We start from the raw sequence: 14,516 nt of genomic DNA on the forward strand, positions 1-14,516 counted from the left end.
GGCCAATATCAAAAAGTTTTGATATTGATTTCGGCGTGATGGTTATAAGCACCCTCAATAACCTTTAGACGAACGGCGGGAAGTGTTCTCGAAGGGAATGCAGTCCAAACCACAGGAAAAACCCGCATAAGTCACTATCTGTCATTGCCCCGAGGGCCGTGGCTGAGGGAAAATGCCGGTCCTTTTTCCGTTTCTTCTATTCACTATCGATTCAACAATCCTCAGGAGATCAGCGATGCCCAGCCGTCGTGAGCGTGCCAACGCCATTCGTGCCCTCAGCATGGATGCCGTGCAAAAAGCCAACAGCGGCCATCCCGGTGCCCCGATGGGCATGGCGGATATCGCCGAGGTACTTTGGCGTGACTACCTGAAACACAACCCGAGCAACCCTTCGTTCGCCGACCGCGACCGCTTCGTGCTGTCCAACGGCCACGGCTCGATGTTGATCTATTCGCTGCTGCACCTGACCGGCTACGACGTCACCATTGATGACCTCAAGAGCTTCCGCCAGTTGCACAGCCGCACCCCGGGCCACCCGGAATTCGGCTACACCCCAGGCGTGGAGACCACCACCGGTCCCCTGGGCCAGGGCCTGGCCAACGCCGTGGGTTTTGCCCTGGCTGAAAAAGTCCTGGCGGCGCAGTTCAACCGTCCGGGGCATAACGTCGTCGACCACCACACCTATGTGTTCCTGGGTGATGGCTGCATGATGGAAGGCATTTCCCACGAAGTGAGCTCCCTGGCCGGTACCCTGGGCCTGGGCAAGCTGATCGCTTTCTACGATGACAACGGCATCTCCATCGACGGCGAAGTCGAAGGCTGGTTCACCGACGATACGCCAAAGCGTTTCGAAGCCTACAACTGGCAGGTGATCCGCAACGTCGACGGCCACGATCCGGAAGAGATCAAGATCGCCATCGAAACCGCGCGCAAGAGCGAGCAGCCGACCCTGATCTGCTGCAAGACCACCATCGGTTTCGGTTCGCCGAACAAGCAGGGCAAGGAAGATTGTCACGGCGCCCCGCTGGGTGACGCGGAAATCGCCCTGACCCGTGAAGCGCTGAAGTGGAACCATGGCCCGTTCGAAATTCCGGCTGACATCTACGCCGAGTGGGACGCCAAGGAAACCGGTCGTGCCGCCGAGGCGGAGTGGGACCAGCGTTTCGCCGCCTATTCTGCCGAGTTCCCTGAGTTGGCCAACGAGCTGGTGCGTCGCCTTGCCGGTGACCTGCCTGCCGATTTCTCGGAGAAAGCCTCGGCCTACATCGCCGAAGTCGCGGCCAAGGGCGAGACCATTGCCAGCCGTAAAGCCAGCCAGAACACCCTGAACGCCTTCGGTCCGCTGCTGCCTGAGATCCTCGGTGGTTCGGCTGACCTGGCCGGCTCCAACCTGACCTTGTGGAAGGGCTGTAAAGGCGTATCGGCTGAAGACGCCAGCGGCAACTACATGTACTACGGCGTGCGTGAGTTCGGCATGAGCGCGATCATGAACGGCGTTGCCCTGCACGGTGGCCTGGTGCCTTACGGTGCAACCTTCCTGATGTTCATGGAATACGCCCGCAACGCCGTACGCATGGCCGCGCTGATGAAGAAGCGCGTGATCCATGTATACACCCACGATTCCATCGGCCTGGGTGAAGACGGCCCGACGCACCAGCCGGTCGAACAACTGACCAGCCTGCGCACCACGCCTAACCTCGATTGCTGGCGCCCAGCCGACGCGGTTGAATCGGCCGTGGCCTGGAAGCACGCGATCGAGCGCAAGGACGGCCCTTCGGCGCTGATCTTCTCCCGTCAGAACCTGCAACATCAGGTTCGCAGCGACGCGCAGATCGCCGATATCAGCCGTGGCGGCTACGTGCTCAAGGACTGCGCTGGCGAGCCGGAGCTGATCCTGATCTCCACCGGTTCCGAAGTGGGCCTGACCGTCCAGGCCTACGACAAGCTGACCGAGCAGGGTCGTAAAGTGCGTGTGGTTTCGATGCCGTGCACCAGCGTCTTCGAAGCCCAGGATGCCGGTTACAAGCAATCGGTCCTGCCGTTGCAGGTCAGTGCGCGTATCGCCATCGAAGCCGCGCATGCCGACTACTGGTACAAGTACGTGGGCCTGGAAGGCCGCGTGATCGGCATGACCACCTACGGTGAGTCGGCGCCAGCGCCAGCGCTGTTCGAGGAGTTCGGTTTCACCCTGGAAAATATCCTGGGCCAGGCTGAAGAGCTGCTGGAAGACTAAGGCTGTAGATTGGGGTGGCTGTACTGGCCTCATCGCGAGCAAGCCCGCTCCCACATTAGATCGCGATCCAAATGTGGGAGCGGGCTTGCTCGCGAAGGCGGCGGCACATTCACCCTATAACCACGGTAATCGAGAACCCCATGCCTCAACCGCGTCGCTACAAAGTTGCACTCAACGGCTACGGCCGGATTGGTCGTTGCGTCCTGCGGGCTCTGTTCGAACGAGGGGCGGCGGCGGGCTTTGAGATTGTCGCGATCAATGATCTGGCCGACATGGCCAGCATCGAATACCTGACACGCTTTGACTCCACCCACGGCCGGTTCCCCGGCGAAGTGCGGGTCGACGGCGATTGTCTGCATATCAATGGCGACTGCGTGAAAGTCCTGCGCAGTGCCACGCCCGAGGGCATCGACTGGGCGACGCTGGACGTCGACCTGGTGTTGGAATGCTCCGGTGCCTACAACACGCGTGCCGACGGCCAGCGCTTTCTCGACGCCGGCGCACCGCGCGTGCTGTTTTCCCAGCCGATGGCCAGCGAGGCGGATGTCGACGCCACCATCGTCTACGGCGTCAACCAGGATTGCCTGAGCGGTGCCGAACTGCTGGTGTCCAACGCTTCTTGCACCACCAACTGCGGTGTGCCGCTGCTGCGCTTGCTGGATCAGGCGATTGGCTTGGAGTATGTGTCGATCACCACCATCCACTCGGCGATGAACGACCAGCCGGTGATCGACGCTTATCATCATGAAGACTTGCGCCGTACGCGCTCGGCCTTCCAGTCGGTGATTCCGGTGTCCACCGGCCTGGCTCGCGGTATCGAACGCTTGCTGCCGGAACTTGCCGGGCGAATCCAGGCCAAAGCAGTGCGTGTGCCAACCGTGAACGTGTCGTGTCTGGACATTACGATGCAGACTGTCAGCGACACCGACGCCAGCGAGGTCAACCGGATCCTGCGCGAAGCCGCTACCCACGGCCCGCTCAAAGGCTTGTTGGCCTACACCGAGTTGCCCCACGCCAGTTGTGATTTCAACCACGACCCACATTCGGCAATTGTCGATGCCAGTCAGACCCGTGTTTCCGGCCCACGGCTGGTGAACATCCTGGCCTGGTTCGACAACGAATGGGGGTTTGCCAACCGAATGCTGGATGTTGCAGAACATTATCTGCAAACCGCTTCAGCCCTTTCTGTCTCTCACAAATAGTAACTCAGGAAATGCGACCCATGACCGTGTTGAAGATGACCGACCTCGATCTGCAAGGTAAGCGCGTACTGATTCGCGAAGACCTCAACGTCCCAGTCAAGGACGGTGTTGTCAGCAGCGATGCGCGAATCCTGGCTTCGCTGCCGACCATCAAGCTGGCCCTGGAAAAAGGCGCGGCCGTGATGGTCTGCTCGCACTTGGGTCGTCCGACCGAAGGTGAGTTCTCGGCCGAAAACAGCCTCAAGCCGGTAGCCGATTACCTGAGCAAGGCGTTGGGCCGTGAAGTGCCGCTGGTGGCGAACTACTTGGGCGGCATTGACGTCAAGGCGGGCGACATCGTGTTGTTCGAAAACGTGCGCTTCAACAAGGGCGAGAAAAACAACAGTGACGAACTGGCCCAGCAATATGCGGCCCTGTGCGACGTATTCGTGATGGACGCTTTCGGCACCGCTCACCGCGCCGAGGGTTCGACCCATGGCGTCGCCAAGTTCGCTAAAGTCGCCGCGGCAGGTCCATTGCTGGCCGCAGAACTCGAGGCCCTGGGCAAAGCGCTGGGTGCGCCGGACCAGCCGATGGCGGCCATCGTGGCCGGCTCGAAGGTTTCCACCAAGCTCGACGTGCTCAACAGCTTGAGCCAGATCTGTAACCAATTGATCGTCGGTGGCGGCATTGCCAATACGTTCCTGGCGGCTGCCGGTCACCCGGTGGGCAAATCCCTGTACGAACCGGACCTGCTGGACACCGCCCGCGCCATCGCCGGCAAAGTCAGCGTGCCGCTGCCGGTCGATGTAGTGGTCGCCAAAGAATTCGCCGAAAGCGCCGAAGCCACCGTCAAGCTGATTGCGGATGTCGCGGCTGACGACATGATCCTGGATATTGGCCCGCAAACTGCGGCCAACTTCGCCGAACTGCTGAAAGCGTCCCGGACCATCCTGTGGAACGGCCCGGTCGGCGTGTTCGAGTTCGACCAGTTCGGCAATGGCACCAAAGTGCTGGCCCAGGCGATCGCGCAAAGCTCGGCGTTCTCCATCGCAGGCGGCGGCGACACCTTGGCTGCCATCGATAAATATGGCGTCAGCGATCAAATCTCCTACATTTCTACCGGTGGTGGCGCGTTCCTTGAGTTTGTTGAAGGCAAGGTCCTGCCCGCGGTTGAAGTGCTGGAAAGCCGGGCCAAAGGCTAAGGCTCACGGTCTGGAAAAGGAGTATTCCCATGATCAAGTCGTTTGCGCTGGTGATCGCGGCGGGCCTGTTGGCTGGCTGTGGCAGCGCGCCGAAGGCGGCACCCGAAGCTGAGAGCGCGGAGCCGGAAACGGGCTGCTATCAATCTGAGTGGCAGGCCGAAACCCTGCCGGTGATCAGTAAGCGCATAGGGCCTGATAGGCTGGAGAAATACGATTCTCCGCCCAAAGGTAAGGAACAGGGTTGCCCTTGATGGGTCTGATTCACTAACCGACAGCAGTGGCGGCTTCGTGCCGCCGTTCGAGGAGTGGCAATGAAAGGCGTTATCGCCCTGGTGGCCCTGGCGTTATTGGCCGGCTGCAGCAACCTGGACATGTTCGGCAACCAGGCTGAACCGCAGGACACATGGACGACCTGGACCTGTGACAGCCGGGCACAAGTGATCTGGCGGTTTGTCGATGACAGCCGCAGCCAGGTGGATGTACGCCTGGGTGGGGCGGAGCAGGTCTATCGTCTCAAACAGGATGTGGCCGCCTCGGGGGCGCTGTACAGCAACGACCAGCTGGCGTTTCACACAAAGGGTGAGGAAGGCCTGGTTTACTGGGTTGCCACCGACGATTTGATCGGCCGGGGTTGCAAAGCCCAGTAAGCAGACGATTTCAAAATAGATGAGATCCAAGGGTGGGAGCGGGCTTGCTCGCTCCCACACCTGATTCGGTTTCAAAAGTGATATCGGTGTTGAACCGGATACACAAAAAACGATTCAGCAGGGCAGCTAGGCAAACCCTGACCTGCAATAACTTGAATAGCAGTCGCCGCTACGGCAGGCTTGCACGATTAACGACCCTCGACCGGGAGAGAGAGACAATGGCACTTATCAGCATGCGTCAAATGCTGGACCACGCAGCCGAGTTCGGCTACGGCGTACCAGCCTTTAACGTCAACAACCTTGAGCAAATGCGCGCCATCATGGAAGCCGCTGACAAGACTGACTCTCCAGTGATCGTCCAGGCTTCGGCCGGTGCGCGTAAATACGCTGGCGCCCCATTCCTGCGTCACCTGATCCTGGCGGCCATCGAAGAATTCCCGCACATCCCGGTGTGCATGCACCAGGACCACGGCACCAGCCCTGACGTCTGCCAGCGCTCGATCCAGCTGGGCTTTTCCTCGGTGATGATGGACGGCTCCCTGGGCGAAGACGGCAAGACCCCGACCGACTACGACTACAACGTGCGCGTCACCCAACAAACCGTGGCCATGGCTCACGCCTGCGGCGTATCGGTGGAAGGCGAGCTGGGTTGCCTGGGTTCGCTGGAAACCGGTATGGCCGGCGAAGAAGACGGCATCGGTGCCGAAGGCGTGCTGGATCACAGCCAGATGCTGACCGATCCGGAAGAAGCCGCTGACTTCGTCAAGCGCACCCAGGTGGATGCCCTGGCCATCGCCATCGGCACCAGCCACGGCGCCTACAAGTTCACCAAGCCGCCTACCGGCGACGTGCTTGCCATCGACCGCATCAAGGAAATCCACAAGCGCATCCCTAACACCCACCTGGTGATGCACGGTTCTTCCTCGGTACCGCAAGAGTGGCTGGCGATCATCAACCAGTACGGCGGCGATATCAAAGAAACCTATGGCGTACCGGTTGAAGAAATCGTCGAAGGTATCAAGCACGGCGTGCGCAAGGTCAACATCGACACCGACCTGCGCCTGGCGTCCACCGGCGCGATGCGTCGCCTGATGGCCACCAACCCGAGCGAATTCGATCCGCGCAAATTCTTCGGCGCCACCGTCACCGCCATGCGTGACGTGTGTATCGCGCGTTATGAAGCCTTTGGCACGGCGGGCAACGCCTCGAAGATCAAGCCGATTTCGTTGGAGGCGATGTACCAGCGTTATTTGAAAGGTGAGTTGAACGCCAAGGTGAACTGAGCCTTAGGTGTTTAAAAAGCCCGCAGCGATGCGGGCTTTTTTTCGGCCGGAATTTGCTTCGTTTTCGCGAGATGGAATGCTGGTGACTTGGCGCTCAATGACCCGGAACACATCGCTCACGTCCTGAACCAGAATGCGTAGTTGTGCCTTCATGGCAAATCCTTCACTCAAGAGAAGAATGGCCACCGTTTGCTGCGAAACAAATGGGGTGGCAACTGTACGCGGGTTCGCAGACCGAGGCGTTAAGACCCGACAGACCCGAAGGCCTCCCACGCACAGCGGCAATAACAAATACGGCAGCCCAGGGTGTACGTCAGTCGTGATCAATATCCAGTTTGGCAAACGTCACTTTGCCACCTTCCTTACTGTCGCCCTTGTTGTCCTGAACGTAGACCCCGGCCTTGAAGTACAACGGCTTCTTGCCCCAGGCCGCGCCGATGCGTTCATTCCATTGCCCGCTGGCCGCCCGGACGCTCAAGAGCCCGGCCTTGTTCAAATTGATGACGTAGGTGAAGTTTCGCTCCAGCGGAACATTTTCGGCGACGATGATTACCCGGCCTTCGCTGTCATCCGGGCGCATGCGGACCTTGGCGACGATGTTGCCGCTCTGGGTTTTCTCCTTGTACTGGTACTCGACTTTCAACAACGGCTTCTGACTGTCATAGGCGTGAATCTGGCCGATCACGATCTTGCCGGAGGACGGCACCTGGTTGACGGCCAAGGTGGCGCGCAGGAAGTTGTCGGCTTCGGTATAGGTCCAATTGCGTAGCCGCCCATCGGTGTAGGTTTCTCGCAGCTCGCTGCGTGGATAGATGGCATTTTCGGTGCGGGTACCGGTAACGGGTGTCCAGAATTGCACGCTGCTGCCTTTGGCCTGGAAGTATTTGCCGTTGAAACCACTGAGCAGCTTGGGAGTGTTAATTGTGGCAGGTGGGGTTCCGACGGGAATGCTCAGGTTCCAGGTGGACAGGTCGATCATGAGGTGCGCCTTTTAAAAACGTAAGAAGAGCCAAAAGGCTTTGGCCCGCGTGTTCGCCTATTCGTTATAAGCGGCTGGTAAACGTTTGTTAATCACTTTAAGGCGATTTATTGGCGTCAAGAGTCTGTCAAAAAGCCATCTTTCCCATGACAGGGGGCCTGTGGCGCTTGACCGTTAGTCGGCTCAGTGATCTTTGGCACAACGATGGCACCGTCGTCACTTCTGCTTTACAGGATCCAAGGCTAGAGTGAGACCTCACGATCTGTCCGGCTTTTTCTCTCAAAAGTGACCGGAATACATCTTCAAGGATAAGAAGCAGCATGGAATGCGTTCCAACCCAGCACGGCGAAGCCTCTTCGGTACTCCTGGTGGTCGATGACTACCCGGAAAACCTGATCAGCATGCGCGCGCTTCTGCAGTGCGAGGATTGGCAAGTGGTCACCGCAGCGTCCGGTCTCGAAGCCTTGGCGTTACTGCTGGAACATGACGTAGACCTGGTATTGCTGGATGTAAAAATGCCCGGTATGGATGGTTTTGAAGTGGCTCGGATGATGCGTGGCAGCCAGCGTACCTGCATGACGCCGATCATTTTCTTGAGCGCCAGCGCACATTCTCCGACGGCGGTACTTGAAGGCTACGCCAGCGGTGGTATCGACTACCTGCTCAAGCCGTTCGACCCGCTCATTCTCAAGCCCAAGGTTCAGGCCCTGTTGGAGCATCAGCACAACCGACGGGCGTTGCAGCGTCTGAGCCACGACCTGGAGCTGGCGAGGGCCTTTAATGCCTCGGTGCTCGAGAATGCCGCCGAGGGCATTCTGGTGGTGGGCGAGGACGGCGTCATCAGCTACGCCAACCCGGCGATTTCGCGATTGCTCAATGCGCCGGTTGGCGAGTTGCAAGGCCAGACGCTGCTGAGTTTCCTGCAAAAACCTCACGTGCCTGACTGGCGCGAGTCCGAGTTATACGCCGGCTATCGTCGAGGCGAGACCTGGCGCTTGCATGACGCCATTTTGCGCACCGTACCCGGCCAACAACTGCCCGTGGCGATGTCATGCGCACCCTTGCCGGATGAGCAGAAGGCAATGGTGGTCACCGTGCTGGATATGTCTGAAGTGCGCCATTTGCACGAGCAACTGGAGTTCCAGGCGGTGACCGATCCGCTGACGGGGCTGCTCAATCGGCGTGGCTTCTATCAGGCCGTGGAAACCGTGTTACAGCACCACGAACGTAACGAGCGCAACGAGCACACGTTAGTACTGCTGTACCTGGATCTGGACGGTTTCAAACGGATCAACGACTCCCTTGGGCACGAGGCTGGCGACCAGATGCTGGGCTGGGTCTCGGCGCAATTGAAAACCTGCCTGCGCGGCTACGACATTCTCGGGCGCATGGGCGGTGATGAATTCACCGCATTACTGGAGCTGGAGTATCCGGAGCAGGCGGCAAAAATCGCCGAGAAACTCATCGAGCGGGTATCCATCTGCCAGCAAGTCGATGGTCTGGACGTCATGCTGGGTGCCAGCATCGGCATTGCGACGTTCCCCGACTGCGGCAACGATCTGGACGGCTTGCTGCATGCGGCGGACATTGCGATGTACGAAGCCAAGCGAGCGGGCCGTCAGCAATATCGCTATTACGATCAGGAGATGAACGGCCGCGCCCGCTCGCGGCTGATGCTTGAAAACAGCGTGGGCACAGCGATCGACAACAAAGATGTCACGTTGGTGTATCAACCCCAGGTGTCCCTCGAGGATGGTCATTTAAGAGGCGTCGAAGCGTTACTGCGCTGGCAGCACCCGAGCGTCGGTGATGTGCCGCCAGGGTTGTTCCTGCCGTTGCTTGAAGGGGCGCGATTGATCAGCCAACTCAGCAGTTGGATTTACCAGCAGGTGGCCGCCCAACGGGCTGCGTGGGCGCGGATCATGCGCGATGACTGGGTGCTCAGTGTGAGTCTGAGCAGCAGTCAGTTCAATATGCCCAATCTGGCCGACCAACTGCAGCAGGTGCTGGAGCGACATGGGTTGCACGGCCGGCAACTGGAAGTCGAAATATCCGAAGAAAGCCTGATGCAAAACCTCGAGCAATCCACCAAACAGCTGAAGTTGTTGCGGCGCGTGGGTGTGCGTCTCGCCCTGGACGATTTCGGGGCAGGTCACTGTTCCTTGGCGCATCTGCGAAACCTCGCGTTCGATACCGTCAAACTCGCGCCCCAACTGATTGCCCGCCTGCCGGGCTCGCGTCGGGATGCGGCGATGGCTCGCAGCATTATCGAGTTGTGTGGGCATTTCGATTTGTTGGTGATTGCCCAAGGCGTTGAAACCCTGGAGCAATGCCAGTGGTTGAAGGCCCATGGTTGCCAACTGATCCAGGGGCCGATCATCGCCCTGCCGTTGATTGCCGAGGAGATCAGCCTCTGGCCGCAGCCTTTCGAGCTGTGCGCAGGCCCTTGCTGAATTGGTTACACTGGCGACCATTCCACCCCCGTCGTCCGAGCCCATGACCGCGCTGAAATACCTCCAGGCTTATCCCGCTGCCTTGCAAGACCAAGTGCGCCAATTGATCGCCAAGGATCAACTGGGCGAGTATCTGCAACAGCGTTACCCCGAGCGCCATGACGTGCAAAGCGATAAGGCGCTGTACAGCTATGCCCTGGCATTGAAGCAGGAACATCTGCGCAATGCGCCGGCCATCGACAAGGTACTGTTCGATAATCGTCTTGACCTGACTCACCGCGCCCTGGGCCTGCACACCAGCATTTCCCGGGTGCAGGGTGGCAACCTCAAATCGAAGAAAGAGATCCGTATCGCCGCCTTGTTCAAGGAGGCTGCGCCGCAGTTCCTGAAAATGATCGTGGTCCACGAGCTGGCGCACTTCAAGGAATCGGACCACAACAAAGCGTTCTATAAACTCTGCGAGCACATGTTGCCCGGTTATCATCAGGTGGAGTTTGACCTGCGGGTTTACCTGACGTATCGGGACCTGGCAGGCAAGGCGCGGGAATAACCCAAGAGGACGGCAGCATGGATGTCAGCAAGACCAAGAGCAGTTTCTACCGGCGTCTGTATGTGGCGTATCTGATCGACCGCCAGTTAGCCAGCAGCGTCCCGGCCCTGACCGATATCACCGGCATGCCGCGCCGCACGGCACAGGACACGATTGGTGCGTTGGCGGACCTGGATATCGTGTGTGAGTTCGAGCAGGAAGACGGTGCCCGCAATCATGCCGGACGCTATCGCATTCGCAGCTGGGGGGCGATCGATCCGCGCTGGATTGAAGGCAATCTGGCGCAGATCAAGCGGGTCTTGGATTATCCCTGACGACGCATGCCGATGTGCGCAATACCATCTTCGAGGTATTCCTCGCCCACAGCCACAAATCCATAGCCTGCGTAATACCCCTGCAAATGTGCCTGGGCTGAGAGAAAGATCGGCGTTTCGGGCCAGATGACGTCGATCTGCCTGAGCGTTTCTTCCATCATCTGATGGCCTAGCCCGGTGCCTCGTGCCACCGGTGCGACGATCACTCGCCCGATCACCACGTCACCGTTGTGGGAGGTCGGGTCGAGCAGCCGCAGGTAGGCCACCAGTTGCTGATCTTTCCAGCCCGTCAGGTGATGGGTGTCACCCACCAGGTCCTGGTCGTCGATGTCTTGATAGAGGCATTTCTGCTCAATCACAAACACTTCCTGGCGCAGGCGCAGGATGGCGTACAACTGTTCCTTGCCCAGCTGTGTGTGATGTTTGCAAACCCAGTCAATTGTCATTGTTCCCGCTCGCGTAAAAATCTGTTCTGGATAGTAATGCCCGTGACCGAGGCCTGTCTTGGGCGCCGTGCAAACAGCTGGAAATCGACTATTGTGTGAATAGAGGCAAATTGATATCACTGGTTACTTTCACCGCTGACCTCTTTGTGTAAGCTGCTGCACAGTGCGAGCGATAAGCTACAGTCAGAGTCTGGCCGCCCTTCGGCCCGGCGTCACCGCCCGCAACAATCTGCCCGCTGTGCAAGGACATTAAGCATGTTGCGATTGTCTCGTGCCGTTGCTGTGCTCGTACTGCTGACGCTGGCCCCGGCAGCGGCAGCGGAACGCTTGCGCCTGGTCGCTGACGCGTGGCCACCGTTTACCGATGTCACGCTGCTTAATGGTGGATTGGCCACCGACATCGTCACCACGGCCCTGGCGCGCGCCGGCTATCCCAGTGATTTCAAGCAAGTGCCATGGGCCAGGGCGTTGATGGGAGTGGGGGACGGTCGTTATGACGTGCTGATCAATGCCTGGTACGACGATACGCGTAAGCAGTTGGGGCAGTTTTCCGCCGAGTATTTGCTTAACCGCGTGCGTTTCCTCAAGCGTCGGGACGATCCCGTGGAGTTCCAGAACCTGCAGCAGCTGCAGGCTTATCCCATTGCCGTGGTGCGTGGTTATGCTTATTCGACGGACTTCGACGCGGAGCCCGGGTTGCAGAAAATTCCGGTGCATAACTTTGCCATGGCGGTGCGCATGCTTGCGGCTGAACGGGTAAGGTTGACGGTGGAAGATGAGTATGTCGCGCGCTATTACCTGGCGCGGGAGTCACCGCGGGTGCGTAACGCGCTGGAGTTCTTGCCCAAGACCTTGAGTGAAAACAGCCTGCATATCCTCGTCAGCCTGAAAAACCCGAAGCATGAGCAGATCGTCGCCGGGTTTGATCGGGAGATTGCCCGGATGAAGGCAGATGGCAGTTATGCGCGTCTGCTGAAGCGGCATGGGATGTAGGGCGCAGCGCTCTCTAGCCCTTCATCAAGTGCGCGGCCAAGGTCCGCAGCGGTCCGAGCTGCCGACAGATCAACGCCAACTGCGTCTGTACCAAGCGTTGTCCTTCATCGATCTCATCGGGCATCTGTTCCAGATCCACCGCCAAGGCTTCTTCGGCATCGCTCTGAATGGCGATCGGTTGCTTGTTGGCCAGTCCCGCAGCGATCTCGTCGATGCTCGCTGCGAGGCTCTTGCCGGCGCCTTCGATCAAGTGTTCACGGACTTCAGATGGCAGTTGGGTTTCGCGGTGAGCGCCGAGCCCCGAGAGGTAGCTGAGCAAGGTGTGGGACAGCACCAGAAAGCGGAAGCCAACGTCGGCTTCCTTGCGGAAGTGTCCCGGCTCCATCAGCATATTCGCCAGGGTGGTGGACAGCGCGGCATCGGCGTTGTGGGCATTGCGCCGCGCCAGTCGGTAAGCCAGGTCGTCGCGCTTGCCGGCCGCGTATTGCTGCATGATTTGCCGCAGATAGATGCTGTTGCACGTCAGGGTATTGGCCAGCACCTTGTTCAGGCGTCGACCTTGCCAATCCGGTAGAAACAGGAACACCGCCAGCCCGGCGATCAGGCTGCCCAGCAGGGTATCGAACAAGCGTGGCAGGAACAGTCCATAGCCGTCGCCCACCTGATTGAAGCAGAACAGCACCATCAGCGTAATCGCCGCGGTGGCCAGGGTGTAGCGGGTGGTGCGGTTGATAAAGAACACCAGCCCGGCGGCGATCGCGAACATCGACTGCACCAAGGGGCTGGGGAACAGATCAAACAGCGCCCAGGCCACCGTCAGACCAATGGCTGTGCCGATGATCCGCTGGCCGAGCTTGCGCCGGGTGGCGCCGTAGTTCGGTTGGCAGACAAACAGTGTGGTGAGGATGATCCAGTAACCCTGGGACGGATGGATCAGATGCACCATGAAATAGCCGACGCTCAGTGCCAGAGACAAGCGCAACGCATGCCGGAACAGCAACGATGTGGGCGTCAGTTGAGTGCGCAAGCGGGTCCACATTTCGTTGAGGTTGCGTGGCGAGCGATCCAGCAGATTGCTGTCGCTGGCCTCTGCCAGGCTGTCGGGATTGCTCGCGTCGCTGAGCAAGCGGTCCAGCGTCGAGAGGTTGGCGGCCAGGGCCCGCAGCGAGCGCAGCAGGCCGCGCCAAGCCGGGTTGCTCTGGATGCGCAGGTGTTCCAGGGACGCATTCAGGTCGCCCAGGGCCTCGGCGAAGCTGGCGTCATACACGAACGGTTGGCGCAGTTGGATCGATTCGGCAAGCGTCTGGCAGGCTTTGCCTTGCTGGCGCAACAGGCGCTGGCAACGGAACAGCACGTCGCTGTGGAAGAAGGCTTCAGCCAGGGCGTTGTAGGGATAGTGGGAGGAACTGGCGCGCTCGTGGATGTCCTGGGCCAGGAAGTAGAGCTTGAGGTAGCGGCTGACTTTCGAACCCGGTCGACCATTGCCCACACGGTGCAAGATGATTTCCTTCGCAGCGTTCAACGCGGCCACGACACGCCCGTTCTGTTGGGCCAGTTCCAGGCGCCGCGCTTCTACATCCAGCTGGCGAATGGGCTCGAACAGCGATGACTTGAGCTTGAGGTAGCGCCCCAGCTCGCGAAACAGCCGTGCCAGACTCTGTTGCACCGGCTGATTGGAAAACAGCAACTGCCACAACACCGAGAGCGCGCCGTACCAGGCGGCACCGGCCACCAACAGCAACGGCTCGTGCCAGAAGTCGGTGACAGCGCCGCCGCGCTGGTCCACGGCGATCATGGTGTAGACCGACAGAATCAAGGTGGCCGAGGCAATCGCGCCATAGCGCTCACCCAACGCGCCGAGCATGGTCAGGCTGAAACTGGCCAGGGCCAGGGCGATGGCGAAAACCCAGGGATAGGGAAACAGCAGCTCCACCGACAGCGCCGCCACGCTGAAACACACCAGCGTGACTGCCAGGGCGTTGAGGCGGCCTTGCCAGCTGTCATCGGTCTCGGCCAGGGCGCTGGCGATAATCCCCAGGAACAGCGGAATCAACAGCGTCATTTCATCCTGATACCAGCACAGCGTCATGCTGCCGGTGAGGGCGATGAATACCCGTACGCTGTAACTGAACTTATCCAGTGCCCAAAGGCGGCGCATGGACTGCTTGAACGAGGTCGATGACATGAAGTCTGGGGTCTTCCGGGACAATGTCGCTAAATTGAGCCAGTAAT

At 59.5% G+C, this 14,516-nt stretch carries 14 protein-coding genes; 10 read left to right on the forward strand and 4 right to left on the reverse strand.

What is annotated here, in order from left to right; genetic code table 11:
• The first annotated feature begins 235 nt into the window (after nucleotides 1-235).
• The 6 genes from tkt (at nucleotide 236) to fba (ending at nucleotide 6,549) form a co-directional block, all read left to right on the forward strand.
• On the forward strand, nucleotides 236-2,233 hold the full coding sequence (tkt, locus tag BLU75_RS24920) for a transketolase (RefSeq protein WP_084378512.1): 1,998 nt from the start codon (nucleotides 236-238) through the stop codon (nucleotides 2,231-2,233).
• A gap of 140 nt (nucleotides 2,234-2,373) precedes the next feature.
• Nucleotides 2,374-3,435 (forward strand): erythrose-4-phosphate dehydrogenase, encoded by a 1,062-nt coding sequence (gene epd, locus BLU75_RS24925; protein ID WP_084378511.1) that lies wholly within the window; start codon nucleotides 2,374-2,376, stop codon nucleotides 3,433-3,435.
• 20 nt (nucleotides 3,436-3,455) lie between these two features.
• Nucleotides 3,456-4,619, forward strand: coding sequence for a phosphoglycerate kinase (locus BLU75_RS24930; protein WP_084378510.1), 1,164 nt, complete (start codon nucleotides 3,456-3,458; stop codon nucleotides 4,617-4,619).
• A gap of 29 nt (nucleotides 4,620-4,648) precedes the next feature.
• Nucleotides 4,649-4,870, forward strand: a complete 222-nt coding sequence (locus BLU75_RS24935) for a hypothetical protein (RefSeq protein WP_084378509.1) — start codon at nucleotides 4,649-4,651, stop codon at nucleotides 4,868-4,870.
• Between the two features lie 60 nt (nucleotides 4,871-4,930).
• The gene (locus BLU75_RS24940; protein ID WP_084378508.1) at nucleotides 4,931-5,266 is read left to right on the forward strand and encodes an MliC family protein; all 336 of its coding nucleotides are present in this window, start codon (nucleotides 4,931-4,933) and stop codon (nucleotides 5,264-5,266) included.
• 218 nt (nucleotides 5,267-5,484) lie between these two features.
• A complete protein-coding gene (fba, locus tag BLU75_RS24945) occupies nucleotides 5,485-6,549 on the forward strand; it encodes a class II fructose-bisphosphate aldolase (RefSeq protein ID WP_008081027.1) in 1,065 nt (354 codons plus the stop codon).
• A gap of 3 nt (nucleotides 6,550-6,552) precedes the next feature.
• Here fba and BLU75_RS27400 read toward each other — a convergent pair whose 3' ends face one another.
• A complete protein-coding gene (locus BLU75_RS27400) occupies nucleotides 6,553-6,702 on the reverse strand; it encodes a hypothetical protein (RefSeq protein WP_157720802.1) in 150 nt (49 codons plus the stop codon).
• A 160-nt stretch (nucleotides 6,703-6,862) separates the two neighbouring features.
• Nucleotides 6,863-7,528, reverse strand: coding sequence for a polysaccharide lyase family 7 protein (locus BLU75_RS24950; protein WP_084378507.1), 666 nt, complete (start codon nucleotides 7,526-7,528; stop codon nucleotides 6,863-6,865).
• Nucleotides 7,529-7,848: 320 nt separating this feature from the next.
• Here BLU75_RS24950 and BLU75_RS24955 point away from each other — a divergent pair, with 320 nt between their 5' ends.
• Genes BLU75_RS24955 through BLU75_RS24965 form a run of 3 tightly spaced genes read left to right on the forward strand, consistent with a single transcriptional unit; the run spans nucleotide 7,849 to nucleotide 10,845 of the window.
• Nucleotides 7,849-9,981 carry a putative bifunctional diguanylate cyclase/phosphodiesterase gene (locus BLU75_RS24955; RefSeq protein WP_084378506.1) on the forward strand — a complete coding sequence of 711 codons (2,133 nt, stop codon included), beginning with the start codon at nucleotides 7,849-7,851 and terminating at the stop codon, nucleotides 9,979-9,981.
• Between the two features lie 43 nt (nucleotides 9,982-10,024).
• The gene (locus tag BLU75_RS24960; RefSeq protein WP_084378505.1) at nucleotides 10,025-10,531 is read left to right on the forward strand and encodes a M48 metallopeptidase family protein; all 507 of its coding nucleotides are present in this window, start codon (nucleotides 10,025-10,027) and stop codon (nucleotides 10,529-10,531) included.
• Nucleotides 10,532-10,548: 17 nt separating this feature from the next.
• Complete coding sequence (locus tag BLU75_RS24965) at nucleotides 10,549-10,845, forward strand: winged helix-turn-helix domain-containing protein (RefSeq protein ID WP_084378504.1); 297 nt, start codon at nucleotides 10,549-10,551, stop codon at nucleotides 10,843-10,845.
• Here BLU75_RS24965 and BLU75_RS24970 read toward each other — a convergent pair.
• Nucleotides 10,836-11,291: a GNAT family N-acetyltransferase gene (locus BLU75_RS24970; RefSeq protein WP_084378503.1), complete on the reverse strand. Its 456-nt coding sequence runs from the start codon at nucleotides 11,289-11,291 to the stop codon at nucleotides 10,836-10,838. The genes BLU75_RS24965 and BLU75_RS24970 overlap by 10 nt on opposite strands.
• A gap of 255 nt (nucleotides 11,292-11,546) precedes the next feature.
• On the opposite strand from BLU75_RS24970, the gene BLU75_RS24975 reads away from it, so the two are divergent.
• Nucleotides 11,547-12,284: a substrate-binding periplasmic protein gene (locus BLU75_RS24975; RefSeq protein ID WP_084378502.1), complete on the forward strand. Its 738-nt coding sequence runs from the start codon at nucleotides 11,547-11,549 to the stop codon at nucleotides 12,282-12,284.
• 13 nt (nucleotides 12,285-12,297) lie between these two features.
• Here BLU75_RS24975 and yccS read toward each other — a convergent pair whose 3' ends face one another.
• Nucleotides 12,298-14,469: a YccS family putative transporter gene (yccS, locus tag BLU75_RS24980; protein ID WP_084378501.1), complete on the reverse strand. Its 2,172-nt coding sequence runs from the start codon at nucleotides 14,467-14,469 to the stop codon at nucleotides 12,298-12,300.
• Between the last annotated feature and the right edge of the window lie 47 nt (nucleotides 14,470-14,516).

This window comes from Pseudomonas mucidolens, assembly GCF_900106045.1.
Classification (GTDB): Bacteria; Pseudomonadota; Gammaproteobacteria; order Pseudomonadales; family Pseudomonadaceae; genus Aquipseudomonas; species Aquipseudomonas mucidolens.

Coding starts and splice junctions, on each gene's coding strand:
- tkt (WP_084378512.1), top strand. CDS start 236: ATGCCCAGCCGTCGTGAGCGTGCCAACGCCATTCGTGCCCTCAGCATG.
- epd (WP_084378511.1), top strand. CDS start 2,374: ATGCCTCAACCGCGTCGCTACAAAGTTGCACTCAACGGCTACGGCCGG.
- BLU75_RS24930 (WP_084378510.1), top strand. CDS start 3,456: ATGACCGTGTTGAAGATGACCGACCTCGATCTGCAAGGTAAGCGCGTA.
- BLU75_RS24935 (WP_084378509.1), top strand. CDS start 4,649: ATGATCAAGTCGTTTGCGCTGGTGATCGCGGCGGGCCTGTTGGCTGGC.
- BLU75_RS24940 (WP_084378508.1), top strand. CDS start 4,931: ATGAAAGGCGTTATCGCCCTGGTGGCCCTGGCGTTATTGGCCGGCTGC.
- fba (WP_008081027.1), top strand. CDS start 5,485: ATGGCACTTATCAGCATGCGTCAAATGCTGGACCACGCAGCCGAGTTC.
- BLU75_RS27400 (WP_157720802.1), bottom strand. CDS start 6,702: ATGAAGGCACAACTACGCATTCTGGTTCAGGACGTGAGCGATGTGTTC.
- BLU75_RS24950 (WP_084378507.1), bottom strand. CDS start 7,528: ATGATCGACCTGTCCACCTGGAACCTGAGCATTCCCGTCGGAACCCCA.
- BLU75_RS24955 (WP_084378506.1), top strand. CDS start 7,849: ATGGAATGCGTTCCAACCCAGCACGGCGAAGCCTCTTCGGTACTCCTG.
- BLU75_RS24960 (WP_084378505.1), top strand. CDS start 10,025: ATGACCGCGCTGAAATACCTCCAGGCTTATCCCGCTGCCTTGCAAGAC.
- BLU75_RS24965 (WP_084378504.1), top strand. CDS start 10,549: ATGGATGTCAGCAAGACCAAGAGCAGTTTCTACCGGCGTCTGTATGTG.
- BLU75_RS24970 (WP_084378503.1), bottom strand. CDS start 11,291: ATGACAATTGACTGGGTTTGCAAACATCACACACAGCTGGGCAAGGAA.
- BLU75_RS24975 (WP_084378502.1), top strand. CDS start 11,547: ATGTTGCGATTGTCTCGTGCCGTTGCTGTGCTCGTACTGCTGACGCTG.
- yccS (WP_084378501.1), bottom strand. CDS start 14,469: ATGTCATCGACCTCGTTCAAGCAGTCCATGCGCCGCCTTTGGGCACTG.